Origin of the sequence: Microbacterium sp. Clip185 (genome assembly GCF_028743715.1) — a bacterium.
Lineage (GTDB): Bacteria > Actinomycetota > Actinomycetes > Actinomycetales > Microbacteriaceae > Microbacterium.
Genome location: NZ_CP117996.1, coordinates 2,710,280 through 2,735,066, shown reverse-complemented (window position 1 = coordinate 2,735,066; position 24,787 = coordinate 2,710,280). Strand labels below are relative to the sequence as shown.

28 protein-coding genes are annotated in these 24,787 nt (G+C 69.3%); 16 read left to right on the top strand and 12 right to left on the bottom strand.

What is annotated here, in order from left to right:
* Nucleotides 1-39: 39 nt before the first annotated feature.
* Genes PQV94_RS13290 through PQV94_RS13275 form a run of 4 tightly spaced genes read left to right on the top strand, consistent with a single transcriptional unit; the run spans nt 40 to nt 2,210 of the window.
* The gene (locus PQV94_RS13290) at nt 40-354 is read left to right on the top strand and encodes a hypothetical protein (protein ID WP_274286271.1); all 315 of its coding nucleotides are present in this window, start codon (nt 40-42) and stop codon (nt 352-354) included.
* 43 nt (nt 355-397) lie between these two features.
* The gene (locus tag PQV94_RS13285; protein ID WP_274286270.1) at nt 398-1,225 is read left to right on the top strand and encodes an SDR family NAD(P)-dependent oxidoreductase; all 828 of its coding nucleotides are present in this window, start codon (nt 398-400) and stop codon (nt 1,223-1,225) included.
* 53 nt (nt 1,226-1,278) lie between these two features.
* Nucleotides 1,279-1,920: a hypothetical protein gene (locus tag PQV94_RS13280; RefSeq protein ID WP_274286269.1), complete on the top strand. Its 642-nt coding sequence runs from the start codon at nt 1,279-1,281 to the stop codon at nt 1,918-1,920.
* Nucleotides 1,917-2,210: a transcriptional regulator gene (locus PQV94_RS13275; RefSeq protein ID WP_234074558.1), complete on the top strand. Its 294-nt coding sequence runs from the start codon at nt 1,917-1,919 to the stop codon at nt 2,208-2,210. The genes PQV94_RS13280 and PQV94_RS13275 overlap by 4 nt, the downstream gene beginning before the upstream one ends.
* On the opposite strand, the gene PQV94_RS13270 is transcribed toward PQV94_RS13275, so the two are convergent.
* From PQV94_RS13270 to PQV94_RS13250, 5 genes are read right to left on the bottom strand one after another with little or no spacing between them, the layout of a single operon-like run.
* Nucleotides 2,205-2,963: a phosphotransferase gene (locus PQV94_RS13270; RefSeq protein WP_274286268.1), complete on the bottom strand. Its 759-nt coding sequence runs from the start codon at nt 2,961-2,963 to the stop codon at nt 2,205-2,207. The genes PQV94_RS13275 and PQV94_RS13270 overlap by 6 nt on opposite strands.
* Before the next feature lie 9 nt (nt 2,964-2,972).
* Nucleotides 2,973-3,575, bottom strand: a complete 603-nt coding sequence (locus tag PQV94_RS13265) for a pyridoxamine 5'-phosphate oxidase family protein (protein WP_274286267.1) — start codon at nt 3,573-3,575, stop codon at nt 2,973-2,975.
* Between the two features lie 27 nt (nt 3,576-3,602).
* Nucleotides 3,603-4,451 (bottom strand): hypothetical protein, encoded by an 849-nt coding sequence (locus tag PQV94_RS13260; protein ID WP_274286266.1) that lies wholly within the window; start codon nt 4,449-4,451, stop codon nt 3,603-3,605.
* Nucleotides 4,448-5,140, bottom strand: coding sequence for a response regulator transcription factor (locus PQV94_RS13255; protein WP_274286265.1), 693 nt, complete (start codon nt 5,138-5,140; stop codon nt 4,448-4,450). The genes PQV94_RS13260 and PQV94_RS13255 overlap by 4 nt, the downstream gene beginning before the upstream one ends.
* Nucleotides 5,128-6,387 (bottom strand): sensor histidine kinase, encoded by a 1,260-nt coding sequence (locus PQV94_RS13250; protein ID WP_274286264.1) that lies wholly within the window; start codon nt 6,385-6,387, stop codon nt 5,128-5,130. The genes PQV94_RS13255 and PQV94_RS13250 overlap by 13 nt, the downstream gene beginning before the upstream one ends.
* Before the next feature lie 136 nt (nt 6,388-6,523).
* Here PQV94_RS13250 and PQV94_RS13245 point away from each other — a divergent pair, with 136 nt between their 5' ends.
* Nucleotides 6,524-7,900, top strand: a complete 1,377-nt coding sequence (locus PQV94_RS13245; protein WP_274286263.1) for an MFS transporter — start codon at nt 6,524-6,526, stop codon at nt 7,898-7,900.
* A 3-nt stretch (nt 7,901-7,903) separates the two neighbouring features.
* Here PQV94_RS13245 and PQV94_RS13240 read toward each other — a convergent pair whose 3' ends face one another.
* Nucleotides 7,904-8,302: a carboxymuconolactone decarboxylase family protein gene (locus tag PQV94_RS13240; RefSeq protein WP_274286262.1), complete on the bottom strand. Its 399-nt coding sequence runs from the start codon at nt 8,300-8,302 to the stop codon at nt 7,904-7,906.
* A gap of 114 nt (nt 8,303-8,416) precedes the next feature.
* On the opposite strand from PQV94_RS13240, the gene PQV94_RS13235 reads away from it, so the two are divergent.
* On the top strand, nt 8,417-9,223 hold the full coding sequence (locus PQV94_RS13235; RefSeq protein WP_274286261.1) for a Cof-type HAD-IIB family hydrolase: 807 nt from the start codon (nt 8,417-8,419) through the stop codon (nt 9,221-9,223).
* Between the two features lie 58 nt (nt 9,224-9,281).
* Here the strand turns inward: PQV94_RS13235 and PQV94_RS13230 are convergent, their stop codons facing one another.
* From PQV94_RS13230 to PQV94_RS13220, 3 genes are read right to left on the bottom strand one after another with little or no spacing between them, the layout of a single operon-like run.
* Complete coding sequence (locus PQV94_RS13230; RefSeq protein ID WP_274286260.1) at nt 9,282-10,880, bottom strand: hypothetical protein; 1,599 nt, start codon at nt 10,878-10,880, stop codon at nt 9,282-9,284.
* The gene (locus PQV94_RS13225) at nt 10,862-11,674 is read right to left on the bottom strand and encodes an ABC transporter ATP-binding protein (protein ID WP_137417963.1); all 813 of its coding nucleotides are present in this window, start codon (nt 11,672-11,674) and stop codon (nt 10,862-10,864) included. Before PQV94_RS13225 ends, PQV94_RS13230 begins: the two co-directional genes overlap by 19 nt.
* A gap of 55 nt (nt 11,675-11,729) precedes the next feature.
* On the bottom strand, nt 11,730-12,482 hold the full coding sequence (locus tag PQV94_RS13220) for an SDR family oxidoreductase (RefSeq protein WP_274286259.1): 753 nt from the start codon (nt 12,480-12,482) through the stop codon (nt 11,730-11,732).
* A gap of 117 nt (nt 12,483-12,599) precedes the next feature.
* Here PQV94_RS13220 and sigJ point away from each other — a divergent pair, with 117 nt between their 5' ends.
* Entirely contained in the window at nt 12,600-13,478 is an 879-nt protein-coding gene (gene sigJ / locus PQV94_RS13215) for an RNA polymerase sigma factor SigJ (RefSeq protein WP_274286258.1), read from the top strand.
* A 3-nt stretch (nt 13,479-13,481) separates the two neighbouring features.
* Here the strand turns inward: sigJ and PQV94_RS13210 are convergent, their stop codons facing one another.
* From PQV94_RS13210 to PQV94_RS13200, 3 genes are read right to left on the bottom strand one after another with little or no spacing between them, the layout of a single operon-like run.
* Nucleotides 13,482-13,706, bottom strand: a complete 225-nt coding sequence (locus PQV94_RS13210; protein WP_274286257.1) for a hypothetical protein — start codon at nt 13,704-13,706, stop codon at nt 13,482-13,484.
* A gap of 25 nt (nt 13,707-13,731) precedes the next feature.
* Nucleotides 13,732-14,706 carry a DNA-3-methyladenine glycosylase family protein gene (locus PQV94_RS13205; protein WP_274286256.1) on the bottom strand — a complete coding sequence of 325 codons (975 nt, stop codon included), beginning with the start codon at nt 14,704-14,706 and terminating at the stop codon, nt 13,732-13,734.
* A gap of 42 nt (nt 14,707-14,748) precedes the next feature.
* Nucleotides 14,749-15,465, bottom strand: coding sequence for a winged helix-turn-helix domain-containing protein (locus tag PQV94_RS13200; protein WP_274286255.1), 717 nt, complete (start codon nt 15,463-15,465; stop codon nt 14,749-14,751).
* Nucleotides 15,466-15,888: 423 nt separating this feature from the next.
* On the opposite strand from PQV94_RS13200, the gene PQV94_RS13195 reads away from it, so the two are divergent.
* From PQV94_RS13195 to PQV94_RS13155, 9 genes are all read left to right on the top strand, one after another.
* Nucleotides 15,889-16,902 (top strand): LacI family DNA-binding transcriptional regulator, encoded by a 1,014-nt coding sequence (locus tag PQV94_RS13195; protein WP_274286254.1) that lies wholly within the window; start codon nt 15,889-15,891, stop codon nt 16,900-16,902.
* Nucleotides 16,903-17,013: 111 nt separating this feature from the next.
* A complete protein-coding gene (locus PQV94_RS13190) occupies nt 17,014-18,327 on the top strand; it encodes an ABC transporter substrate-binding protein (RefSeq protein WP_274286253.1) in 1,314 nt (437 codons plus the stop codon).
* 68 nt (nt 18,328-18,395) lie between these two features.
* Complete coding sequence (locus tag PQV94_RS13185; protein WP_274286252.1) at nt 18,396-19,376, top strand: carbohydrate ABC transporter permease; 981 nt, start codon at nt 18,396-18,398, stop codon at nt 19,374-19,376.
* Nucleotides 19,376-20,284 carry a carbohydrate ABC transporter permease gene (locus PQV94_RS13180; RefSeq protein ID WP_274286251.1) on the top strand — a complete coding sequence of 303 codons (909 nt, stop codon included), beginning with the start codon at nt 19,376-19,378 and terminating at the stop codon, nt 20,282-20,284. The genes PQV94_RS13185 and PQV94_RS13180 overlap by 1 nt, the downstream gene beginning before the upstream one ends.
* Nucleotides 20,285-22,510 (top strand): alpha-xylosidase, encoded by a 2,226-nt coding sequence (gene yicI, locus PQV94_RS13175; RefSeq protein WP_274286250.1) that lies wholly within the window; start codon nt 20,285-20,287, stop codon nt 22,508-22,510.
* A complete protein-coding gene (locus PQV94_RS13170) occupies nt 22,507-23,952 on the top strand; it encodes a glycoside hydrolase family 1 protein (protein ID WP_274286249.1) in 1,446 nt (481 codons plus the stop codon). The genes yicI and PQV94_RS13170 overlap by 4 nt, the downstream gene beginning before the upstream one ends.
* A gap of 40 nt (nt 23,953-23,992) precedes the next feature.
* On the top strand, nt 23,993-24,286 hold the full coding sequence (locus PQV94_RS13165) for a GNAT family N-acetyltransferase (protein ID WP_243233616.1): 294 nt from the start codon (nt 23,993-23,995) through the stop codon (nt 24,284-24,286).
* A 91-nt stretch (nt 24,287-24,377) separates the two neighbouring features.
* Nucleotides 24,378-24,560 (top strand): hypothetical protein, encoded by a 183-nt coding sequence (locus PQV94_RS13160; protein WP_274286248.1) that lies wholly within the window; start codon nt 24,378-24,380, stop codon nt 24,558-24,560.
* A complete protein-coding gene (locus PQV94_RS13155; RefSeq protein WP_274286247.1) occupies nt 24,557-24,784 on the top strand; it encodes a hypothetical protein in 228 nt (75 codons plus the stop codon). Before PQV94_RS13160 ends, PQV94_RS13155 begins: the two co-directional genes overlap by 4 nt.
* Nucleotides 24,785-24,787 lie beyond the last annotated feature (3 nt).

Genomic DNA, 24,787 nt, shown 5'->3' with positions numbered 1-24,787 from the left:
ACGGTGGCAGTTCCCACCTCGCCGATGCCGAAGGACGACATGAGTTCCGAGTCGCGTCCCCGTCCTCGCCCACCGCGCGCGCTGACTCTCGTTCTCGCGTATCTCGGCTTCGTGCCGATGGTGATCATCTGGGCGTCGTTCTCGTGGATCATGCTGACGACGACCGGCGCGAGCAGCATGGCGGCGTTGATGCCGATGGCGGCATTCATGTTCACCTCGTGGCTGTGGGCGCTGCTGGCGATCATCGCGCTGGCACGCGCCGCGCGATACGGCCAGAACGCACACGCCATGGCGGTCTCTCTCGCAGCACTCCTGCTGGTCGTGCTCGGGCTCGTCTTCATGCTTCCCCGCTAGGTACGCGGACTAGGCTTTCGCGAGCTGCGGCGAAGGAGGCCTCATGGCGGGCAAGACGATCGTGATCACGGGCGCGAGCGACGGCATCGGGCGGGAGGCGGCGCGGGTGCTGCACGCGCAGGGGCACACCGTCATCCCGGTCGGACGCAATCCCGAGCGCACGGCGCAGGTCGCCCGAGAGGTCGGATCGCGTGTGCATCTCGCGGACTTCGCCGACCTCGCCAGCGTCCGCGAACTCGCCGACGATCTGCTCGCGCAGTACGGCCGCATCGACGTGCTCGCCAACAACGCCGGCGGGATCTTCGGCAAAGTGCGCGAAAGCACGATCGACGGACACGAGATGACCTTCCAGGTGAACTATCTCGCGCCGTTCCTGCTCACACAGCTGCTCATGGACCGGCTCATCGCCTCCGCGGCCACGATCATCAACACCTCCAGCGTCGGCGCGCGCCTGTTCGGTCAGCTGGAGATCGACGACCTCGACAACGAACGCTCCTTCAGTGCCACGCGCGCCTACGGCACCGCCAAGCTCGAGCAGATCCTCCACGTCAAAGAGCTCGACCGCCGTTACCGCTCCATGGGCATCGGGGCTGTCGCCTTCCACCCGGGCAACATCGCCACGAGCTTCTCGAACGCCCCCAGCTCGCCCATGCGGCTGATCTACCAGACGCCCCTCAAGAAGCTCTTCCTCACGAGCATCCCCAAGGGTGCCGACACCCTCGTGTACCTCGCGGAGGGCGAGCCTGGTCGTGACTATGCGCCGGGCGAGTACTACGTGAAGCGCAAGCCCGCGCGCACTCACGCACAGGCGGACGATGCCGCTCTGGCGCGAGAGCTCTTCGAGCGCAGTGAGCGCATGCTCGGGCTCTGAGGCGGCGCGCTCGACTCTTGCCATTGCAGACTACTTTGCGGTACAAAGTCAGTATGACTTCCGCCGACGCTGCCTCTTCTGACTCCCCCGCCGCGATGCTTCACGTGATCGAACACGAGAAGCGCGCGCTGGCACGACAGCAGGCGCGGGGTGTGCCGTGGATCCTGCTCGCTTGGGGCCTGGCCTTCCTGATCGGCTTCGGGGCGCTCTGGCTGGTGGAGCATGACGTGGTGGCGGCCACGGTCGCGCTCACGGTCTGCGGCGTGATGATGGTGGGGGCGCTGGTCGTCAGCTCGATCTTCGGGGCGCGAATGGGGCGCGGTCTGCGTCACACCGGACCGATCGAGTGGGCGGCGCCGGTCTTCGGCCTGGCGTGGCCGGTCGGGCTCCTCGGCCTGTTCGTCGTCGGACTCGGCCTCGTGAACAACGGCATGGACCCCGACCTGTTGTGGGTCTTCCTGCCGGTGGTCGGAGTTCTCTTCGTCGGCGTCATGTACGTGATCGCGGGCGGTATCTGGCCCAACTGGCCGACGATCGCGATGGGAGCGTGGCTTGTGCTCGTCGCCGTCGTCGCACCGTTCACCGGCTCGTCTCTGCTCGTACTCGCTGTCGCCGGCGGCGGGGTCTTTCTCCTGGCCGCCGCCTACGTCGCGCTGTGGATCGGCCGTCGACCGGTCGCTGGGGTGGCACAGTGACGGAGCTCGACCCCGTCATTCACGCAGCAGCTCGATTGCGCATCACCGCCGCTCTGGCGGCTCTCGACCCCGGCACCAGCGTGTCGTTCCCGCGACTGCAGGAACTGCTCGACATGACGGCCGGCAACCTCTCCACTCATGTGCGCAAGCTCGAGGAGGCGTCCTACGTCTCTGTCGAGAAGACGCATCGCGGTCGGACGCCGGTCACCTATCTGTCGCTGACAAAGACCGGACGCCGCGCGTTCGAGGACTACACCGAGACCCTGCGCAGCATCCTCGGCGCGTCATAGCCGAGTCGAGCGCGCGCCCAGTGCCCGCGCCCATGTCGTCTCGTGCTCGCGTACGTAGCGGGATGCGGCGAGCCAGTGATCGCCGTGGCCGGATGCGTACATGGAGCCCCAGGGCTCACGGCCCGCCGCGTGGGAAGAGCGCAGAAGCTCGTGCATCGCCTTCGCGCGGGCGGCCATTGCCGCGGGTAGCGCCGCACGTAGCTCGGCATCCGCCTCGTAGCCGTCGACGAACGCGGCCAGATCCGCAGCGGCGTCGGCGGGGGAGCGCGACGGGTCATTGAGCGTGAACGCCTGCGCGGCGTACGCGAGATCCCACAGCCGGGTGCTGGGAGCGGCCGCATCCCAGTCGATGAAGACCCATCGCTCGCCGGTCACGAGGTTCCACGGGGCGAGGTCGTTGTGGCAGACCAGCTCATCCCCGGGCGCCGGGATCGCGGAATCCCAGGTGGCGCCCGTTGGGACCTCGAATCCCGCGCTCGCATCGTGTATCGCGCGCACCATCGTGCCCACGCGATGAAGCTCCGGCCGCGTCAGGCCCGTCTCCGCCAGCGCGCCGGGAACGAACTCCCACACCTGACGACCCTGCTCGTCTCGGCCGAGCGGCGCGGGCGCGTCGACGCCGGCCTCGCGCAGGGACATGACATACGCGTGCACGTGCGGAGATGCCGGCGTCCAAGCCTTGCGCACGGTGTTCCCCGCGCGGAAGACGGGACCCGCCGAGTTGCCTCCCGAAAGACCCTGCTCCTGCTGCATGCTTCGAGGCTATCGGCGGGATGCGGCTCCCTGCGCGGGGGCGCTCGTCTCGCCCCCGCGCACCTCGCGGTGCCAGCTCTCGCCCTGCCGCTCGTACATGATGCGCGTGTGGCGTCGGTCGGGAGAGCCCTGCCAGAACTCCACGTGCGTGGGCACGAGCCGCCAGAGCATCCAGTCCGCGGATGTCAGCCCGACGCGTGCGGACTCCGGGCGGGCCTCGAAGTCCGCGGCGATTTCGGCGGCGGTGGCGGGCTGCATCCCGCCGCGCAGCCGCACCGCTCGTACGATCGGCTGCCACCAGAAGCTGAGGGCCGCCACCGGGTGCGCCGCGAGCTGCGCAGCCTTGGCGGAGGCCCGAGGACCTGCGACCGCCCACCCGCGGGGGCTCGCGTCCTTGAGGATGAGGGCGCGGGCGTCGGGGAGCCCGTCCGCGTCGACGGTCGAGAGCGTCGCCACATGCGCCTCGGCGACGCCGGCGGCGACCGCGCCGCGCACCCACTGTTCGAACAGCACGTGGGGCTCATCGGGAAGAGTGGCCGTGTCGAGAACCGGTGCCGACCCGGCGAGCGACGGCTGCGCCCGCAGCCACGCGGAGAAGGAGGAGGACGTCACCCTCTCATCCTCCTCCTGCGCTCGCGCCTAGCTGTTGTCGCGGAGGGTGACGTCGCCGGCGGAGACGCGGACCTCGACGGGGATGCGGGGGCCGCTGCCGGCGGAGAGCCGGTTGTCGACGCCGCCCGCCTCGACGTTGGAGCGGAGGTCGTAGTTGCCGCGCGGCACGGTGATGTCCGCGGATCCGGCGCTGACGCCGATGTCGATGCTGCGCGGCGCGCTGCCGGTCAACTCCGCCGTGAGGTCGCCCGCCGAAAGCTCGAACTCGGCCTCGGTGACACCCGACAGGCGGATGTCGGAGCTTCCCGCGCTCATGGACGAGTCGATCGTGCGGGCTTCGCCGGAGACGATGAGGCTACCGGCCGAAAGGTGCGTGTCGAGATCGCCGAAGGTGCCTGTGGCGCGAAGCTCTCCCGCGGAGAGCGTGAGCGACGCGTCTACGCCCTCGAGCGACTGCGGGAGGGTGAGCAGGACCCGCGGCTGCTGGCCGATCCAGCCGATGCCGAAGAACCCGTCCGGAGCGCTGATCTTCAGCTCGTCGCCGTCACGTTCCATCCGCCAGGCGGATCGGCCGGAGGTGACCTGGAGCGTCGCTTCGTCGACGTCGTCGAACCGCAGCTCGAACAGCGCCGCGTTCGCATCCACGTCGACCTCGGTGACGCCGGCGGTCGACGCGGTGAGCGTCTGAGAGGAGGTCGGCAGCGAGGAGGTGACGGCGTTGGCGGCGCCCGAAACCACGGTTCCGCCCAGGATGACGGCGCCGATGACGATCGCGGTGATCGCGACGGCCTTGCCGGCCGGATGCCGGGGCGGTGTCGCCGTGCTGGAAGGTGCGGCCTCGTCGGGGGTCGCCGGGGGAGGGGTGAGCGTGCTCATCGTGTTGCTCCTGTCTGGGGTGTCTGAGGGCCGGATTCGCCGGCGCCGTGCTCGACGTGCGCGAGGGCGGCGAGCACGCGGCGGTTGCCCGACTCGCCGGGCTCGAGTTCGAGCTTCTGGAAGATGGCGGTGATGTGCTTCTCGACCGAGGCCTCCGAGAGGAAGAGGGTCGCTGCGATCGACTGGTTCGACCGCCCCTCGGCGATGAGCGCCAGCACCGTCGATTCGCGTTCGGTGAGCCGCCGCATCCGCTCGTCGCGGGTGCGACGGTTCAGCAGCTGCGCGATGACCTCGGGATCGAGCACGGTCGCTCCGCCGCCGATGCGGCGCACGGTGTCGAGGAAGTCCGCCACATCCGCGACGCGATCCTTCAACAGGTAGCCCAGCGCCCCGCCGTTCGCGGCGATCAGCTCGCTCGCGTACCGCTCTTCGACGTACTGCGAGAGCACCAGGACCGGCAGCTGCGGGTGCGCCGCACGCAGGCGCAGCGCTGCACGGATGCCTTCGTCGGTGTAGGTCGGGGGCAGGCGCACGTCGAGGATGCAGAGCTCCGGGTCGGTGGTGACCACGCTCTCATCGAGCTCGGTCGCGTCCGGGAGGGCGGCGACCACGTCGTGGCCGGCGTCCGCAAGGAGTCGGACGAGTCCTTCGCGCAGCAGGACGGAGTCCTCGCAGATCAGGATGCGCACGGCACACTCACCTCCAGAGCGGTCGGCCCGCCTTGCGGGCTGTCGAGGCGGACGTTGCCGCCGGCGGCGAGGATCCGGTTCGAGATCCCGTCGAGGCCGCCGCCGGGCAGGACCCGCGCACCGCCGATGCCGTTGTCCTCGATGCGGGCCCACAGTGTGCCGCCGTCGCGGACGCGCACGACCACTCGGCATTCGGCTGCGCGTGAGTGCTTCGCCGCGTTCGTGAGCGACTCGGCGATCGCGAAGTAGACCGCGGTCTCGGCCTCGCGGGAGCAGCGGCCGTCCAGGCGCACGTCCAGTGCCACCGGCACGTGCGAGCGGGCGGCGAGGGCAGACAGCGCCGCATCCAGTCCACGGTCGTCGAGGACGGAGGCGTGGATGCCGCGGGCCAGCTGACGCAGCTCGGTGATCGCCGCCTTCGTGGAGGTGTGCGCCTCCTCGAGCAGCGCCTTGGCCGTGGCCGGGTCGTCGTCGATCTTCTGCTGCGCGAGCCCCAGGGTCATGCCCACCGAGACGAGACGCGGCTGGACGCCGTCGTGCAGGTCCCGTTCGATGCGGGTGCGTTCGACGTCGGCGGCGCGGATGGCTCCGGCCCGCTGCGCGTCCGAGGTGCGGGCGGCCTGCGCCAGCATCGCAGCACGAGAGCGCCCGAGGATGGCGCGGCTGATCACGCCGTGCAGCACGCCGAGTCCGATGGTGGCGGCCAGGGCGAGCAGTGCCGCCAGAATCCCCACCACCGGTGCCCAGCCGGCGGGGATCATGCCCACGCCGATCCACACCTCGTCGACTCCCGAGAGGGGCGCGAAGGCGACACCGATCGCACCGGTGACGATCGAGACGAGACTGATGACCGTGATGCCCATGACGGTGGCGATCGCGGTGTTAGCCAGCGCACGCCACATCGAGGGGTCGATGAACTGGTGCCAGAGCGAGAGCAGGTAGCCGCCAAAGCCCGGGCGCGGGCGGGGGCTGAAGCGCGGTGCCGGGAGACCGAGTCCGTAGAGCCCGTCGATGCGTGCAATCTCGAGCCAGCCGACCGCGTACATGACGTAGACGAGTCCGACGAGGACGACCAGGCCCACGCCGAGGGCGGGGATGAGCCCTAGTCCGGTGCCGAGGAGGCCGAGCAATGTGCTCAGGATGAAGGGGCCGATGAGGCCGAGCGCGGCGAGCTGGGCGATCGCCCCGGCGGTCTGCGCCGGAGCGAGGCGTCTCGCGCGTCGCACGGTGGGAGCTGCGGAAGTCATGTCTCCAAAGTAGGGGCGCACCGCGTGGGCCACATCGGAGCAATCCCGACGACCGGCTTCGGGAAAACCCGAACCCTCGCGGATGTCGGCGCCCGGCGTCATGATGGAGCCACCATCCAGCGAAGCGGAGCCCGTCATGCTCGAACGTCCCGCCACGGCCGAGCCCACCCAGGCGTCGCGCATGCGCAGCTTCTATCAGGTGCTGGCCAACACGCTCGTCGCCAACGTGACCACCAGCTACCTCTGGTTCGCGCTCACGTTCTGGGCGTACCTCGAGACGCGCAACGTGCTCGCCACCTCCATCATCGGCGGCAGCTACATGCTGCTGGTGGCGATCTTCGGCGTCGTCTTCGGCGCGATCGTCGACCACATGAAGAAGAAGGCCGTGATGGTGCTTTCCAGCCTCATCACCCTGGCCACGTATCTGCTGGCGGGCGCCCTCTTCCTCGCGATCCCCGCATCCGCTCTCATCGACTGGGGCGGCCCGTGGTTCTGGCTGTTCGCGGGTGTGATCCTCATCGGCGGGGTGGTCGAGAACCTCCGCAACATCGCGCTGTCGACGACGGTCACCCTCCTCGTTCCCGCCGAGCGCCGCGACCGTGCGAACGGTCTGGTGGGCACCGTCCAGGGCGTCGCGTTCATGGTCACGAGCGTTTTCTCGGGGCTGTCGGTGGGCCTGCTCGGCATGGGGCCGACGGTGTTCATCGCCATCGTCGCGACCGCCGTCGCCTTCGCGCATCTGCTGTTCGTGCCGATTCCCGAACGAGGAGTCGCGCACGATCCGGACGCGCCGCCTCGCCGGCTCACCTTCCGCGGCGTGCTTCCCGCCATCCGTTCGGTGCCCGGGCTCATGCCGCTCCTGCTGTTCACGACGTTCAACAACCTCGTGGGTGGAGTGTTCATGGCGCTCATGGACCCGTACGGTCTGACGCTCTTCAGCGTCGAGGTGTGGGGCATCGTGCTCGGTGTCACCAGCATCGGCTTCATCATCGGCGGTGGTCTCGTCGCTCGGTTCGGCCTCGGCAAGAACCCCGTGCGCACCCTCCTGTGGGTCAACGTCGGTGTCTCCGTGCTGGGGCTCACCTTCGCCCTCCGCGAATGGTGGTGGCTGTACGCGGTGGGGATGCTGGTGTTCATGGCGCTCATGCCGGTGGCCGAGGCGGCCGAGCAGACGATCATCCAGCGCGTGGTCCCTTACGAAACCCAGGGGCGCGTTTTCGGGTTCGCGGCCAGCATCGAGTCCGCGGCCGCTCCGATCTCCGCCTTCCTGATCGGCCCGCTCGCCGAGTTCTGGCTCATCCCGTACATGCGCACCGACGCCGGTCGCGACGGATGGCGCTGGCTGCTGGGCGACGGCGAGGCGCGAGGGATCGCGCTCGTGTTCGTGGCCGCGAGCCTCGTGATGCTGGCGATCGTCGTGGTCGCGTTCCTGTCGCCGCAGTACCGGCGTCTCTCGCGTAGCTACGCCGAGACGCCGGCACCGATCGCCGATCAGGCGGCCGCAACCGCGTGATCGCTACGGCGCGACGCCGCGCTCGGCGAACACCTTCTTGGCGATGCCGACGGCGTTGATCGCGCGCGGGAATCCGCAGTAGAGCACGGAGTGCAGCAGAGCTTCGATGACCTCCTCCGGTGTGAGGCCCACCGTCAGCGCCGCGCCGATGTGCACCTCGAGCTCGGTGTGGGTGTCGCCGAGGGCGGTGAGCATACCGAGCGTCATGAGCTGGCGGTCGCGGGGAGAGAGTCCGGGTCTGGCGTAGATCTCGCCATAGCCCCAGGCGACGATCTGATGCACGAGCTCGGGCGCGACGCCGGAGAGCGAGTCGATGACGCGTTCGCCGGCTTCTCCGTCGACCGACGACAGCACCTCCCAGCCGTGCTCGAATCGCTGCTGCCGGGTCGTGGGCTCGTCCATGTCTTCCCCTCGGGTCGCTCAGCGCGACCGTATCGCCCGTTCCCCCCGTGCATCCGCTGAAGCGCCGATGAGTCCGGGCTGAGATGTGCCCGGCGAATCGGGGAGGATGGAGGGATGAGCGAGCCCGCATCCGACATCCGCCTGGTCGCCGTCGACATGGACGGCACTCTGCTCGACGGCGACGGTCGTGTCCCCGAGGATCTCTGGCCGATCCTGGAGCGGATGCGGCGCGCCGGTGCACTCTTCGCGCCCGCCAGCGGCCGGCAGTACGCGACGCTGCGTCGCGAGTTCGACGGCCACGCCGACGGCATGGTGTTCATCGCCGAGAACGGTACGTACGTCGTACGCGACGGTGAGGAACTGGCCTCCGACACCCTCGACCGTGCGTTCGTCGCCGATGTGCTGGGGCGCGTGCGAGGGCTGCGCGAGGATGTCGGCGTCGTGCTGTGCGGCAAGCGCTCCGCCTACATCGAGCGCGACGATGACGTGTTCCGTACCGAGGCTGCGAAGTACTACGCCCTGCTCGAGCATGTGTCCGACCTGGAGCAGGTGGACGACGACATCCTCAAGATCGCCGTCTACGACTTCGGTGACGCGGAGACGGGCGCAGCTCCCGCGCTATCGGAGATCGCCCGCACGCATCAGGTCGTCGTCTCCGGCGCGCACTGGGTGGACGTGATGAACCGCGGCGTCAACAAGGGTGTGGCGCTCGAGCGCCTGCAGAAGATCTTGGGCGTGTCGTCCGAGCAGACCGCCGTCTTCGGCGACTACCTGAACGACCTCGAGATGATGGATGCGGCATACCACTCGTACGCCATGGCCAATGCGCACCCGGATGTGGCAGCTCGGGCCCGCCTGCGCGCGCCGTCGCACCTCGACCACGGCGTCGTCCGGGTGCTGGAGGAGCTCTTCCCCGCCTGACCCACCAGATGACGAGGGCCCCGGAGCACGCGCTCCGGGGCCCTCGTCATCTGCGCGGTCAGGCGCCCTTGAAGCTCTGCAACTGCGCGAGGAGGGCAGGCGCGTTGCGGTCGAAGACGCGTCCGCCCACCAGCACTCCGACGATCGCGAACACGACTCCCAGGACGAGGCCCGCCGCCAGCGCCACGAATCCCCACATCGCGTCGCCCGTCACGCCGGCGAGGATGGCGGGGATGAGCGAGGGCAACGAGAGCACCGCGATGCCGATCCAGATCACGAACATGAGCAGAGCCGTCACGACGCTGGCTCCGGGAACCCGCTTGAACGGGCTGTCGCCCGGGGCGGGGACGGGCTGCACGATCGATGCCGAGCTGATCGCGCACACGCCGTATCCGGTCAGCAGCAGACCGAGACTCGCTCCCAGCACGGGAGGGAGCAACGACCATTCCGTGGACAGGCCCACCGTGATGATCGCGATCGCGACAGTGAGCGGTACCCCGAGCCCCGCGGCGGCGAGGAGACGGCCGGCGCGGTCCTGCCGGCCGCGCACTCCGGTGGCGAGCACCGTCGCGAAAGCGGTGCCGTCGTACGACACGTCCGCGTAGGAGACGATGCTGAGCACGAAAGCGACGAGCACGGCGGAGTATGCGAACAGCGGGCTGCGTACGTCGCCGCCCGAGTAGAACAGCATGAGCACGGGGAAGATCGGCACCACCAGGAGCTGACGGAGGTAGCGCGGGTCGTGCAGCCAGTACGTCAGCGCACGCGCCCACGTCGCTCCCGTGCCGCCGGTGGGCATGCGCCCGAACCAGCCGATCTTGCCCGCCTTGACCGTGGCGGTGCGCGCACGCGGCGGCGAGACCAGGGCCGCGGCCAGCGACCGTCGCCACAACCACCAGAGCAGCACCAGGGTCGCAGCACCGATCAGCAGCTTCAGAATGCCCCCGAGGATGTCGCCTGAGGCGAGCGTCGCCGGCACCGCCCACGCCGCGGCGATCGGGGTCCACGAGGCCGCGGAGATGATGCCGCCGATGCGGTCGGTGGGATTGCCTGCGGCGCTCACACCCGCGTCGAGCAGGTTCATGATGCCGATCGTGATGGGCCCGGCGAGCATGATCACGAGGAACGCGAGACCGCCGAGGAGCTCCCGTGTGCGGCGGTTCCCGCCGGCGCTGCTGCTGAGCGCGGCGATGAGCCGCGACACGACGACGCACGTGAGGATGCCGAGCGGAATGCACACGAGGGCGGCGACGAGAGCGATCGGCCAGCGCCACAGCGCGAGGAAGAGGCCGAGTGCGCCCGCGATCGAGGCGATGCCGGGGATGCCGGTGAGTCCGGCGGCCGTGAGCGCGACCATCATCTTGTTCGTCGTCAGGGGGAACGGTGCGAGCTTGACGGGATCGAGCGTCGTGTCGACGCCGGCGACGAACAGCGGCCCGAGTGCCCAGCCGAGCACGAGGATGCCGCCGCCGGCCGTCACGACCATCGTCACCACATCGAGACCGGCGAAGCCCGCGGCGAACAACCCGATCCACACGCCGATGAGAAGCCCCACGGCCCAGAGGCCGCCGAGGATGAAACCGACGAGCTGCCAGGGATTCGCGGCGAGGGTGTTGCCGAGGACGCGGAAGCGCAGCTTCAGGAGAGTCGCAACCACTGCGGTCCCTCCGAGTGGTGGCGGCCGCCGACGAGGTCGACGAAGCGGTCTTGCAGGCTCTGACCGGCCCGCACCTCGTCGATCGTGCCCGCCGCGAGAACGCGTCCGCTCGCGATGACCGCGACGTGGTCGCACATGCGCTGCACCAGGTCCATCGAGTGGCTCGAGACGATGACCGTGCCGCCGCTGCCGGCGTAGCTGCGCAGCACGTCCTCGATGTTCGCCGCGGAGACCGGGTCCACCGACTCGAAGGGTTCGTCGAGCACCAGGATGCGGGGCGCGTGCACGAGGGCGCAGGCGAGCGCGACCTTCTTCGTCATACCCGCGGAGTAGTCGACGACGGCGGTGCCGGCCGCCTCGGTGAGGTCCATGAGAGTCAGCAGATCGGCCGTGCGTGCGGCCACCTCGTCGCGCGCCAGGCCGAACATCATCCCGGTGTACGTGATGAGCTGCTCGCCGGTGAGCCGGTCGAACAGGCGCACGCCGTCGGCGAGGTTGCCGATCATCGCCTTGGCGGCGACGGGGTCGCGCCACACGTCGACCCCGTGCAGGACGGCGGTTCCCGCATCCGGGCGCAGCAGACCCGTGGCCATCGACAGCGTCGTCGTCTTTCCCGCTCCGTTGGGGCCGACGAGCCCGTAGAACGAGCCGGTGGGCACGTCGAGGTCGATGCCCGCAACGGCCACCTTGTCCCCGAAGCGCTTGGTCAGGCCGCGCAGCTGCAGAGCAGGGCCGGATGCGGCGGGGGGATCGATCGGTGGCAGGGCAGGATCTGTGGTGGTCACGCGCCCCATCCTAGGAGCGCGCTGTGCGCGCCCTCCAGGGTGGCGCGCTATTCGGCCCGTCCCTTCATCTCAGCGATGCGATCCACTCGGTGAAGCTCTGTCGTCCGATCGTCGCGTCGGCGGCGGGCAGAAGCCGGCCGTCGCGCATCGCTCGTCCGAATGGTCCCGGCAGCGATACCGCCGGAATCCACCCGCGATGACCCGTGGCGCGCGCATAGCGCCGGATCATGTCGACGAGGCTCTCCTCCTGCGGGCCCGCCAGATCCGGAACCCGCCCGTGCGCCGGAGCTTCGGCGAGATCGACCAGGCGTCGAGCGACCTCATCAGCGGCGACGGGCTGGGTGCGCATCCGCGGGGCGAGGTGGATGGGGCCGCGAGCAGCGACAGTGAACATCTGCGCCGCGAACTCGTGGAACTGGGTCGCTCGCAGGATCGTCCACGGAATGGAGCCCTCCTGCACCGCTCTCTCCTGTGCCACTTTTCCTGCGTAGTACGCTGCCGGCGCTCGGTCGACGCCCACGATCGAGAGGGCGATGTGGTGACCCACCCCCGCCTGCTTCTCGGCGGACAGCAGTGAGCGCGTCGCCGACTCGAAGAAGGCGATCGACGTCGCCTCGTTCTGGGTGCCGATGCTGAGGACGTCGATGACAGCGTCACAGCCGTCGATCCGCGCCGCGGTCTCGGCGACGCCGTCAGGTGCCGTGAGATCGATGCCGGTCGCGCGCGAGAGCGGCCGCACCTCGTGCCCGCGTTCCTTGGCCTCATGCGCAAGTTTGCCGCCCAGCAATCCGGTTCCTCCCGCGATCGCGATACGCATGTCCGTCCTCTCCGCCCCGTCCGTCGGGTGCTTCTGTGTCTTCGACGACGCAGCACCGCGGAACGTGAGGTCACAATCGGAGAGGCTGTGTCGTCGAACGGATGAGAGGGGGCAGCTGTGCGCGATGTCGAGGATGAACGGGTGTCGCTGATCGCTCTCGCCTACCGGATGCTGGGCGACGTGGGGGAGGCCCAGGACGCGGTGCAGGAGGCGTACCTGCGCTGGGTGGCGCTGACGGAGCAGGAGCGCACCTCGATCGACAGACCAGGGGCGTGGCTCAATCGCGTCACCTCGCGCATCTGCCTCGACGTGCTCGGTTCGGCCAGAGCCCGTCGCGAGCGCTATGTCGGGCCGTGGCTGCCCGAGCCGGTGCCCGCGTCCGGCGCTATCGGTGCGGCCCGGCCTGCGGCGGATCCGCTCGACTCGGTGACGCTGGACGACTCGGTGAGCCTCGCGCTGCAGATCGTCCTGGACGCGATGACGCCCGCCGAACGCGTGGCGTTCGTGATGCACGACGTGTTCGGTGTTCCGTTCGTCGAGATCGCCGAGACGGTCGGACGCTCGCCCGCCGCGGTGCGTCAGCTGGCCGCATCCGCTCGGCGCAAGGTCGGTGAGGAACGCGGTCGACGCGCGTCGCGCGCCGTTCACGACCAGGTCGTGACGGCCTTCGCCGCGGCGTGCGCGAGCGGACGCCTCGAGGAGCTGGTGGTCGCGCTGGATCCGGCGGTCGTCCTGACCTCCGACGGCGGTGGCCGGGTGTCCGCCGCCCGTCGCCCCGTCGTCGGTGCGGACAACGTCGCGAGGTTCGTTCTCGGGATCCTGGCCAAGCAGCCGGATGCGAGCCTCGAGCCGGTCGAGACGGCTGACGGCCTCGGTTACCTGCTGCGTCAGAACGATCGAGCGGTAGGGCTCGCCGCATTCGGTGTCGACACCGAGGGCAGGATCGTGGACGTCTGGCTGGTGCGCAATCCCGACAAGCTCACCCTCTGGGCGTGAGGCTCAGAGCTGGGCGCCGTCGTCGTCGCGATCGTAGATGCCGACGTTGCGTCCCCGCCACGACTCGTAGGCGATGAGCCACCCGATCGAGACGACCAGTGCCAGCAGGAGTCCGATCCACACTGATCCGAGAGCGATGCCGATCACGATGCCCGCGGCGAACAGGGCCAGTGTGCCCAGGATCCACATGGTCCGACCGCGGGGCCAGCCCGTGCGCGAGTTCGTCATGCGCCCAGCGTAGGGGGTGAGCGGCTCAGCGCGAGCGATGATCCTCGGGCGCGAGGCGCGCACCGCGGCGCTGCTCGTGCACGCCGCTGGCCGCCAGCAGTCGGATCACGCGCTGCCGCTGCCCCGCCCATGGGGCGAGCAACTCGAGCATCGTGTCGTCGTCGACGCGGTGGCCGGTGAGAGCATGCCCGACCTCGTGGGCGAGGTGGTAGTCGCCCACGCTCACCGCGTCGGCATCGCCCCAGGCGCGGATGCGCGTCTCAGCCGAGGTCCACGGGCCGATCCCGGGAAGGCTGGTGAGGATACGGTCGCGACCGGTGTTGTCGGCGGTCGCGGCCACGGCGCGCACGATGCTGTCGCCGTGCGCCGCGGCCTTGACCACGGCGCGCGACTGCGGCGGTTCGAGTCCTGCGCGATGCCACGCCCAGGAGGGAATGCGTCGCCATTCGTCGATCGTGGGGGGCGCGAACATCGGGCGCGGGGTGGGCCCGGGTGCGCGCTCGCCGAACCAGGTGACGATCCGTCGCCAGGCTCCGAACGCCTGCAGGCCCGTGACCTTCTGCTCGAAGATCGCGCTCGCGAGGGCGTCGAAGACGAGGTCGGTGCGGCCGAGGCGCAGCCCCGGGTGGCGATGGTGCGTCGCCGCGATGAGCGGATGGCGGGATGCGTCGAAGTCACCGCTGTCGTCATCAGCGCCGCAGAGGGCGGGAGCCTGGTCGAGCACCCACTCGGCGCCGGGGCCCCAGGCCGCCAGCCGCACTCCGGCGCCGCTCGCGCGGAGGGCGAGAGTGGCGATCCCCTCGGGGGTCCTGCTCGCGCGCCAGATGACGTGGCCGTCCACGACGAGCGTGGGGTCGTGCGCCCCGCGCCGCTGGAACACGACGGTGCGGTGCAGATCCAGCTCGCCGCGGGGGCGGTAGACGCTTTCGCGCGGTCGTGGGTGGATCGGTGGGGCGGATCGAGGCGGGCGATGCCCGATCGTCGAGATGCCCGCATCCATGTGCACACCCTACGTCGGCCCGCCGACAGCGGACCGACCGACTCAGAACCGGTCGGGGGAGGGGGTGCCGTGACCGTAGCGAATGGCCACGTCGGCGTGCCGGTCGAAGCGGTAGCCGACTCCGCGCACCGTGCGCACGATGTCCTCGAAGCGCCCCAGCTTGGCGCGCAGGCGACGCACGTGCACGTCGATCGTGCGCTCGCCCGGCGCGTCCGCGTCGCCCTGCTGCCAGAGCGAGCCGACCAGCTCGGCGCGCTCGATCGTGCGTCCTTCGCGCAGCACGAGGTACTGCAACAGCTCGAACTCCTTGAAGGTGAATGCGGCGGACTCGCCGTCGATCAGTACGCGCTTTCGGGAGATGTCGACCACGACGCCGGCCTCGGCGCGCTCCTCGACCTCGATCTCGGGCTTGGTGCGGGCCACCGCCGAGGGCTCGTGCAGCGCCAGGCGCACGACGTCGACATCGCGGCCGCCGGCGCCGACGGGGGCGAGCGCTACGGTCGCGTACGTCTCTGCGGCGGGGGCCAGATCGTGCAGCGTGCGGCGCAGGGCCTCCACGATCGTGCCGAGGGAGACGCCGGAGGCGGCGGCCTTCGCCTCGTCGAAGCCGACGTAGAGCGCGAAGCCGCGCGGCGCGGTGCCGGCGGGAAGACTGCGCTCGGCGGCGGGTGCCGGAGCGGGGGCTGCGGGAGCGTCGGTGACAAGACGCAGGGCGGGGCGGGCGGTGGTGCGGTCGTCGAGAGCAACGGGAGTGGACATGTGCGGATTCCTTGCCGGAAGATGAACCGGGACGCGTGCCCGATTCGTATGTTGTCAGTCGCGGCCCAGGGTCAGGGCCGGGTGCGCAGCATCACAGAGCGGATGCAGAGGACGCGCGGCGCTTCAGATGCGCGGCGGCGTCGGACGGGGTGACCGAGTCAGCGGCACATTCGACAACACATGACAATGCGGCCGGCCATCATGGAGCCGGCAGTCCCGTTCGCCTCCCAGGCGGACAGAGAACGTGCATTGTCAGTCATGTGGCCGATTATGACGTGCCGGGCGTGTCTGCGTCAAACGCGCGATGGACCCCCGGTTTGTTGTTTTCTCCGCGAAACATGTTGCGCTGGCATCCGATCGTGTTCTACAGTCCTGGACGAAGCAGCGTCGAAGCGCTTCGACCAACCCGGCGAAGAGGATGAGATGGTCACGATCAACGAGGTGGCGCAGGCCGCCGGTGTGTCGATCTCGACCGTCTCCTACGCGCTCAGCGGCAAGCGTCCCGTCGCCGTGGACACCCGTCGGCGCATCGAGAAGGCCGTGGCGGAGCTCGGCTACAGCCCGAACGCGGGCGCCCGCATGCTCGCCGGCAGGCGCACCCAGATCTTCGCGCTCACCGAGCCGTTGCGCATCGACACGCACGCGCCGACGCACATGGCGTTCGTGCTCGCCACGGCGGTGGCGGCACGGCGCAATGACTACGACATTCTGCTGCTGACCGACGAGGACGCGCAGGCCGGGATGCGGCGAGTGGCCGCCAGTGGCCTGGTCGATGCCATCCTGGTCCTCGACGTCGCCCCCGACGACGCCCGCGTGGCGCTGTCGCGCGAGATCGCCCTGCCTAGCATCTTCATCGGCGTCCCGAACGACCGGGACGGTCTCGTGTGCGTCGACCTCGACTTCGAGCGTGCTGCGGCTCTTGCGGCCAATCGGCTCATCGATGCGGGCCATCGCTCGATCGGGATGCTCGGCCATCCCGAGATCTCCTACGAGCGCTCGAACTTCCCGCCCCGCGTGCGCGCCGGCTTCGAGCGGGCGGCCGAACGCCGCGGTGTGCCCACCGCGTTCCGCTACGCCGGGCAGTCGCGTCCGACGACCGCGACGATCCGCGATGCGGTCGGCGCCCTGCTGGCCGAGGGCGTGAGCGCGATCGTGCTGCACTGCGCGGAGGATGTGCACCAGGGGGTGCTCGATGCGCTCGCGGATGCGGGACTAAGCGTTCCCGGCGACATCTCGATCGTCTCGGTCGGCTCCTCCTTCGACACCGCGGCCCTCAGCACGCCGCTCGACTCGATCCCTCTCGTTCCCGCCGAAAGCTGCGAGCTCGCCGTCGAGCTCGCCGTCGCCGCCCTGGCCGGATCCGCTCCGGAACCGGGTGTGCACCTCATCGCCCCCCACTACCTCGACGTCGGCTCCGTCGCCGCCCGGTCGAGATGACCCTCCCTCCCCTGTCCCTTCTTCTGCGCGAGATCGAAGCGCTTCGATAAGCCGCGATTCCCGTCCCGCAACACCCGACCACCGACGGTCACCATGAAAGGAGTGCCGAAGATGGCACGCATCACATCACGCACCACACACCGCTCCCTCATCCTGCTCGGCGGCGTCGCCGTGGCCGCTCTCGCCCTCAGCGCCTGCTCGGGCGGCGGCGGCAGCACGGAGGACTCCAACACCCTCACCCTCTGGCACTACGAGGGCGAAGACAGCGCCATGGGCAAGGCCTGGGACGAGGCGATCAAGGTCTTCGAGGAGGAGACCGGCGCGAAGGTCGACTTCGAGGCCAAGGGCTTCGAGCAGATCCGCTCCACCGCCAGCCAGGTCCTGAACTCCGACGAGGCGCCGGACATCATGGAGTACAACAAGGGCAACGCGACCGCGGGTCTGCTGGCCAGCCAGGGGCTGCTCACCGACATCACCTCGGCGGTCGAGGAGAACGGGTGGGCCGACAAGCTCGCCCCCTCGCTGCAGACGACGGCCCGCTACAGCGAAGACGGCGTCATGGGCGGCGACGCCTGGTACGGCATCCCCAACTACGGCGAGTTCGTCACGGTGTACTACAACAAGCAGGCCTTCGCGGATGCGGGCCTCGAAGTGCCGACGACCTACGACGAGTTCGTGAAGGTGCTCGACGCCTTCGTCGCCAAGGGCATCACGCCGCTCGCCGAGGCGGGCGCCGAGTACCCGCTCGGACAGCTCTGGTACCAGCTGGCACTGAGCAAGGCCGACCGCTCGTGGGTCGACGACTACCAGCTCTACAAGAACCCGGTGGACTGGAACGACGAGCCGATCACCTACGCGACCGACACCCTCAAGGAGTACGTCGACGCCGGCTACATCTCCCCGGACGTCGCGGGCATGAAGGCGGAGGATGCGGGCACCGCGTTCATCGCCGGCAACTACCCGATCTTCGTCTCGGGCAGCTGGTGGTACGGCCGCTTCACGGAGGAGATCAGCGGCTACGACTGGGGCATCTTCAACTTCCCCGGCAGCAAGCTGAGCCTCGGCTCCTCGGGCAACCTGTGGGTCGTTCCGGAGAACGCGAAGAACAAGGACCTGGCGTACAAGTTCATCGACATCACGCTGCGCCCGGAGATCCAGGCGATCATCGGCAACAACGGCGGCGTGCCGGTGGCGGCGAACGAGTCGGACATCACGGATGAGAAGAGCAAGGAGCTCATCACCGCGTTCAACTCGATCCTCGACTCCGACGGCCTCTCGTTCTACCCGGACTGGCCCACGCCGACGTTCTACGACACCCTCGTCGCCCAGCTGCAGAACCTCGCCAACGGCAGCTCGACGCCGGAGCAGGTGCAGACCGGACTCGGTGACGAGTACGAGTCGTACGTCTCGAGCCTGCGCGGCTGATCCCCGGTGGCGGAGGGGCGTCTGCCCCTCCGCCACCCCCATTCCTTCGACCAAGTGAGGAGACGGTCATGTCCGCCGTCCCGTTCGTGCGGCCGCCCAGAGCGCGGCGCGCCAAGCCCCTTCCCGAGGAGCCGCTGATCCCGCAGCGCGGGCGCGGATCCGCAGGCTACTGGCTCTACCTCATCCCCGGCCTGATCCTGCTGAGCGTCGTGATCCTGATCCCGCTCGTCTGGAACATCTACCTCTCCTTCACGAGCTGGCGCGGCATCAAGCCGCCGGAGTGGATCGGCGTCGAGAACTGGGTGCGCCTGTTCGGCGACACGAAGTTCTGGACGTCGTTCGGCAACAGCATCTGGATGATCGTCGCCATGGTGATCCTGCCCACGGTGCTGGGCCTCATCATCGCCGCGCTTCTCTTCGACGTCGTCGGCCGCAAGTACGGCGGGCGGCTCGCGAGCTTCCTGCGCGCGACCTACTACCTGCCGCAGATTCTTCCTGCGGCCATCGCCGGCATCGTCATCGGCTGGGTGCTGCGCCCCGATGACGGCGCCCTGAACACGATCCTCGAGAGCATCGGTCTCGGATCCCTCGCGCACAACTGGCTCGGCAGTCCCGATACGGCTCTCGGCGCGATCATGGTGGTGCTCGTCTGGGTGCAGCTCGGCTATCCGATCGTCGTCTTCATGGCGGCGCTGCAGCGCGTCGATCCCGAGCTCTACGAAGCCGCCGAACTCGACGGCGCGAACTGGTTCCAGCGCTTCCGCTCGATCACGATGAGCATCATCCGACCGGAGATCTTCGTCGTCACCCTGACCTGCACGATCGCAGCTCTCAAGGTCTTCGGCCCCGTCTACGTGCTGACCCGCGGCGGTCCCGGGACCTCGACGATCGTGCCCGCCTACTACGCCTACAGCGAGTTCTTCCAGGCCCAGCAGGTCGGCTACGGCGCCACCATCGCCACCGCCCTCACCATCGTCATCGCGATCGTCGCCGTGCTCTTCATCCGCGCGCAGAATGCGGCGGAGCGCAAGGAAAGGGAGGGCCGCTGATGGCCGCCACCATGGCTGTGACCACCGCCAAGGACGGGCGGCGCCCTTCGCCGCGCGTGCCGCGACGTGGCCGCGGGGGCATGACCCGCCCGCGCGGCATCGACTGGCTGATGCTCGCCTTCGTCATCGTCGGGGCGATCGTCGTGATCGCGCCGTTCTACCTGATCCTCGTGAACTCGTTCAAGTCGCCCGCCGACTACTCGAACGGCGGGCCTCTCGCCCTGCCCAGCCAGATCGACTTCACGGGTCTCGCCGCGTTCTGGGAGCGCGTCAACTTCCCCGAGAAGGTGTGGAACTCGTTCTTCATCTCCGGGATGGTGGCGCTGCTGGCGGTGCTCATCTCGGTGCTCAACGCGTTCGCGATCGGCATCGGCCGGGTGCGCGGGCGCAGCTGGATCGTGCTGCTGTTCCTGCTGGCGAACCTCCTGCCGCAGGAGGCGCTGCTGTACCCGCTCTACTACCTCTCCAAGGCGGTCGGGCTCTACAACAACGTGTGGTCGGTGATCATCATCTTCACGGTGATCCAGGCCGCCTTCGGCACGTACCTTCTCGCCTCGGTCTACGGCACCTTTCCCAAGGAGGTCCTGGAGGCTGCGGCGATGGATGGAGCCAGCCGCTGGCAGATCCTGTGGCGGGTCGTCTTCCCGATCAGCCGCCCGACACTCTCGGTGCTCGTCATCTTCTTCTTCATCTGGACGTGGAACGAGTTCCTCATCCCGCTGACGTTCCTGGTGTCGAACGCCAACCAGACCGTGCCGGTGGCGATCAGCGTCCTACAGGGCGACCGGCTCATGGATGTCACCACCACCAGCGCCTCCGCCCTGCTGGGACTCATCCCCACCCTTCTCTTCTTCCTCATCTTCCAGCGCACCCTCACGCGCGGCATCACCGCAGGAGCAGTCAAGTAAATGAAGTTCACCGATGGTTTCTGGCAACTGCGTCCCGGGGTCACGGCCCTCTACGCGCAGGAGGCGTACGACATCTGGGAGACCGACACGCTCGACGGCCCCGGCCTGGTGATCACCGCGCCGACCAAGGTCATCGAGCGCCGGGGAGACACCCTGAACCGCGCGACGCTGACGGTGACGCTCTCGTCGCCCGCCGAGGGCGTGGTGCGCGTGCGCATCGTGCACCACGACGGCGGTACCCCGCCGCTCTCGTTCGGTGTCGCATCCGCACCCGGCGCCGCCGAGGTCGAGGCGGATGCGGCGGGCGCCCGCCTGCGCACCGGATCCCTCACCGCGCGCATCGCCGCGGGGGCGCCCTGGTCGCTGGAGTTCTTCTCGGGAGAGAAGCGGCTGACCGGCAGCGGGCACAAGGCGCAGGGCTACATCACCCTCGCCGACGACGCGCAGGTGGACCCGGGTGTGGTGGACAACGCTCGCGCCGGCGGCAGCAGCATCCGTCCGCACACGTTCGTCCACGAGCAGCTCGACCTCGGCGTCGGCGAGCTGATCTACGGACTCGGCGAGCGCTTCGGCCCCGTCATCAAGAACGGGCAGAGCGTGGAGATCTGGAACGCCGACGGTGGCACCTCCAGCGAGCAGGCCTACAAGAACGTCCCGTTCTACGTGTCCAGCCGCGGCTACGGCGTGCTCGTGAACGATCCCGGGCACGTCTCCTACGAGATCGGCTCCGAGACGGTCGAGCGGGTGCAGTTCTCCGTGCCCGGCGAAGTGCTCGAGTACTTCGTGATCGAGGGCCCGACACCCAAGGACGTGCTGACCCGCTACACCGCGCTCACCGGCCGTCCGCCGATCGTGCCCGCCTGGTCATACGGCCTGTGGCTGTCGACGAGCTTCACGACGGACTACGACGAGGCGACCGTCACCTCGTTCATCGACGAGATGGCCGCGCGCCAGCTGCCGGTGTCGGTCTTCCACTTCGACTGCTTCTGGATGCGCGAGTTCAACTGGTCCGACTTCGAGTGGGACCCGCGGGTGTTCCCCGATCCCGACGGGATGCTGCAGCGACTGCACGAGCGCGACCTCCGCGTGTGCGTGTGGATCAACCCCTACATCGCCCAGCGCTCGCCGCTGTTCGCCGAGGCGGTGGCACAGGGCTTCCTCGTGCGCCGCCCGGACGGTTCGGTCTGGCAGTGGGACCTCTGGCAGGCGGGCATGGGGCTCGTGGACTTCACGAACCCCGACGCGACCCGGTGGTACCAGGACAAGCTGCGCGCTCTCGTCGCGCAGGGTGTGGACTGCTTCAAGACCGACTTCGGCGAGCGAATCCCGCTCGAGGTCGTCTACGCCGACGGCAGCGCTCCCGATCGGATGCACAACCTCTACACCCACCTGTACAACAAGGCGGTGCACGAGGTGCTCGTCGAGGCGCGCGGCGCGGACGACGCGGTGCTATTCGCGCGGTCGGCGACCGCCGGAGGGCAGTCCATGCCGGTGCACTGGGGCGGCGACAGCACGTCGACCTTCGTGTCGATGGCGGAGACGCTCCGCGGCGGTCTCTCGCTCGCGTGGAGCGGCTTCGCGCACTGGAGCCACGACATCGGAGGGTTCGAGGGCACCCCCGATCCCGAGGTGTTCAAGCGCTGGACGGCCTTCGGCCTGTTGAGTTCCCACAGCCGCTTCCACGGCTCGGAGTCGTACCGCGTGCCGTGGAACTTCGACGACGAGGCGGTCGAGGTGACGCGCATCTTCACGCAGCTGAAGATGCGGCTCATGCCGTACCTGTTCCAGCGCGGCGTGGAGGCCGCATCCGACGGCGTGCCGCTGCTGCGCCCGATGGCGATGGAGTTCCCCGGGGACCCGACGTGCGCCCACCTCGATCGGCAGTACATGCTCGGCGGCGATCTGCTCGTTGCGCCGGTGTTCTCGGCGGACGGCGAGGTGGAGTTCTACCTGCCGGAGGGCGAGTGGACCCACCTGCTGACCGGTGAGCGCGCCGACGGCGGGTGGCGCCGCGAGCGTCACGGCGTCGATTCGCTGCCGCTGTACGTGCGCCCGGGCGCCGTCCTGCCGTGGGGCGCCCGCGACGACCGGCCTGACTACGATTACCTGGAAGGGCTGACGCTGCGGGTGTTCCCCGGCGGAGAAGGCGCCGCCGAGGTGGTCGTGACCACGCCCGACGGACGCAGCGACACGCTGCGCGCAGACCTTGCGGAGGTGACCCGATGAGCGCGGGCAACGCGGATTTCCGAGACAGCGGGCTGGTGTTCCCTCCCGGATTCACGTTCGGGTCGGCGACGGCGTCGTATCAGGTGGAGGGGGCGGCCGCAGAGGACGGTCGCGGCCCCTCGATCTGGGACACCTTCAGCCACACGCCCGGACGGGTCTGGAACGGCGACACGGGCGATGTGGCGTGCGACCACTACCACCGCTGGGAGAGCGATCTCGATCTGATGGCCGAGCTGGGCCTGGACGCCTACCGGTTCTCGATCGCGTGGCCGCGGATCATGCCCACCGGCACGGGCGAGGTCAACCGCGCAGGCATCGACTTCTATTCGCGCCTCGTCGACGGGCTGCTCGAGCGCGGCATCCGTCCCGTGGCGACCCTCTACCACTGGGATCTGCCGCAGCCGTTGGAGGATGCGGGTGGATGGCCCGTGAGGGCGACCGCGGATGCCTTCGAGCGCTACGCCGAGGTCATGGGTGCAGCGCTCGGGGACCGGGTGCACACCTGGACGACGCTGAACGAGCCGTGGTGCTCGGCCTACCTGGGCTACGGCCAGGGCGGTCATGCCCCCGGTCGCCATGAGCCGGCGGCCGCGCTCGCGGCGGTGCACCATCTGAACCTGGCGCACGGGCGGGCCGTCCAGGCGCTGCGGGCGACGTCGACGGGCGATCCGCAGTACTCCGTCACCCTCAACTTCCACGTTCTGCGCGGCGTGGGGGAGAACGCGGTTGAGGCGGTGCGCCGCATCGACGCGCTCGCGAACCGTGCGTTCACGCATCCGATGCTGAAGGGCGAGTATCCCGCCGATCTGCTGGAGGACACCGCATCCGTCACGGACTGGTCGTTCGTGCAGGACGGCGACCTGGAGCAGATCAACCAGCCGATCGACGTGCTCGGCGTCAACTACTACTCGACGGCGACCGTTCGCCTGTGGGACGGCTCCTCGCCGCGCCAGCAGAACGACGGGCACAAGGCGAGCGCGGGCGGTACCGCCTGGCCCGGCAGCGATCAGCTCGTCGAGTTCGTGGAGCAGCCGGGGCCGTACACGGAGATGGGCTGGAACATCGCGCCGGAAGGACTCGAGGAGCTGCTGCTGGCGCTGCGCGACGAGTTCCCCGCGCAGCCGCTCATGATCACGGAGAACGGCGCGGCCTTCGCCGACGATGTCGCACCGGATGGCGCCGTGCACGACGCCGAACGCGTCGACTACCTGCAGCGCCACCTCACCGCCGCGCACCGCGCGCTCGAGCAGGGGGTGGACCTGCGCGGATACTTCGTGTGGTCGCTGCTGGACAACTTCGAGTGGGGTTACGGCTACGCCAAGCGGTTCGGCGTCGTGCGGGTCGACTTCGACACCCTCGAGCGCACCGTCAAGGACTCCGGACTCTGGTACCGGCGTCTCGCGCGCACCCGCGCGATCCCGGCGCCCGACGAGCTGGGTTGAGACGGCCTCGGTCGCCCCGCCGACGGCGTAGCCTGGCGGGGTGACCGAGTTCCGCTTCGAAGACCAGACGGATGCGTCCCGCTACGCGCTGTACCTCGGCGACGACCTCGTGAGCGTCCTCGACTACCGCGACGACGGGCGCAGCGTCTCGATGACGCGCGCCTTCACCGTGCCCAGCTTCCGCGGCCACGGTTACGCCGGCGAGATCGTCGAGCGGGCAGTGAGCCTGCTCGAGAAGGCGGGCGATCGTCAGATCGTGCCGATGTGCTGGTACGTCGCCGACTGGTTCGCCGCTCATCCCGAGCGTGCGGGCATCCTCCAACAGCGCGTCTGAGCGCTCTACCGTCGCCGTCCACGGGCGTCAATCCCCTGAACCTGCGCCTGTGCGTTCCGGGATGCTGAGACCCGACGAAAGGGAGTGCGGCATGGACGATCGTGATCTGCCCGAGGGCGTGATCAACGCCGATCCGCCCGGCGGCTGGGAGGGCACCTCCGACGCGGAGGCCGCAGAGCAGAACGAGCGCGCCGAGGCGTCGCCGGAGCTCGTGGAGTCCGACGAGCCGTCGCAGGGCGCCGATCCCGACCTGGCGACGGGAGACTCCGAATGAGCACCGAATCGTTCCCCGAGGGCACGCAGGACGAGCCTGTCATGGACCAGCACATCGCCACGCGCCAGGACAAGGTCGACGGCATCATCGCCCAGACGCGTGTCGACGTGAGGGGTCTGCCTCTCGAACGCGTCATCGACGTGCTGCGTCAGCGGTTCGCGGACGCCGCCATCGAGACCGATGACGACGAGCTCACGAGCCTCGCGGAGCAGGTCAACGCCTGACGC

Excerpts from the sequence above, each read along its gene's own strand:
- PQV94_RS13290 (WP_274286271.1), top strand. The coding sequence starts at position 40 with ATGAGTTCCGAGTCGCGTCCCCGTCCTCGCCCACCGCGCGCGCTGACT.
- PQV94_RS13285 (WP_274286270.1), top strand. The coding sequence starts at position 398 with ATGGCGGGCAAGACGATCGTGATCACGGGCGCGAGCGACGGCATCGGG.
- PQV94_RS13280 (WP_274286269.1), top strand. The coding sequence starts at position 1,279 with ATGACTTCCGCCGACGCTGCCTCTTCTGACTCCCCCGCCGCGATGCTT.
- PQV94_RS13270 (WP_274286268.1), bottom strand. The coding sequence starts at position 2,963 with ATGCAGCAGGAGCAGGGTCTTTCGGGAGGCAACTCGGCGGGTCCCGTC.
- PQV94_RS13260 (WP_274286266.1), bottom strand. The coding sequence starts at position 4,451 with ATGAGCACGCTCACCCCTCCCCCGGCGACCCCCGACGAGGCCGCACCT.
- PQV94_RS13250 (WP_274286264.1), bottom strand. The coding sequence starts at position 6,387 with ATGACTTCCGCAGCTCCCACCGTGCGACGCGCGAGACGCCTCGCTCCG.
- PQV94_RS13245 (WP_274286263.1), top strand. The coding sequence starts at position 6,524 with ATGCTCGAACGTCCCGCCACGGCCGAGCCCACCCAGGCGTCGCGCATG.
- PQV94_RS13240 (WP_274286262.1), bottom strand. The coding sequence starts at position 8,302 with ATGGACGAGCCCACGACCCGGCAGCAGCGATTCGAGCACGGCTGGGAG.
- PQV94_RS13235 (WP_274286261.1), top strand. The coding sequence starts at position 8,417 with ATGAGCGAGCCCGCATCCGACATCCGCCTGGTCGCCGTCGACATGGAC.
- PQV94_RS13225 (WP_137417963.1), bottom strand. The coding sequence starts at position 11,674 with ATGGGGCGCGTGACCACCACAGATCCTGCCCTGCCACCGATCGATCCC.
- PQV94_RS13220 (WP_274286259.1), bottom strand. The coding sequence starts at position 12,482 with ATGCGTATCGCGATCGCGGGAGGAACCGGATTGCTGGGCGGCAAACTT.
- PQV94_RS13210 (WP_274286257.1), bottom strand. The coding sequence starts at position 13,706 with ATGACGAACTCGCGCACGGGCTGGCCCCGCGGTCGGACCATGTGGATC.
- PQV94_RS13205 (WP_274286256.1), bottom strand. The coding sequence starts at position 14,706 with ATGGATGCGGGCATCTCGACGATCGGGCATCGCCCGCCTCGATCCGCC.
- PQV94_RS13200 (WP_274286255.1), bottom strand. The coding sequence starts at position 15,465 with ATGTCCACTCCCGTTGCTCTCGACGACCGCACCACCGCCCGCCCCGCC.
- PQV94_RS13195 (WP_274286254.1), top strand. The coding sequence starts at position 15,889 with ATGGTCACGATCAACGAGGTGGCGCAGGCCGCCGGTGTGTCGATCTCG.
- PQV94_RS13190 (WP_274286253.1), top strand. The coding sequence starts at position 17,014 with ATGGCACGCATCACATCACGCACCACACACCGCTCCCTCATCCTGCTC.
- PQV94_RS13185 (WP_274286252.1), top strand. The coding sequence starts at position 18,396 with ATGTCCGCCGTCCCGTTCGTGCGGCCGCCCAGAGCGCGGCGCGCCAAG.
- PQV94_RS13180 (WP_274286251.1), top strand. The coding sequence starts at position 19,376 with ATGGCCGCCACCATGGCTGTGACCACCGCCAAGGACGGGCGGCGCCCT.
- yicI (WP_274286250.1), top strand. The coding sequence starts at position 20,285 with ATGAAGTTCACCGATGGTTTCTGGCAACTGCGTCCCGGGGTCACGGCC.
- PQV94_RS13170 (WP_274286249.1), top strand. The coding sequence starts at position 22,507 with ATGAGCGCGGGCAACGCGGATTTCCGAGACAGCGGGCTGGTGTTCCCT.
- PQV94_RS13160 (WP_274286248.1), top strand. The coding sequence starts at position 24,378 with ATGGACGATCGTGATCTGCCCGAGGGCGTGATCAACGCCGATCCGCCC.
- PQV94_RS13155 (WP_274286247.1), top strand. The coding sequence starts at position 24,557 with ATGAGCACCGAATCGTTCCCCGAGGGCACGCAGGACGAGCCTGTCATG.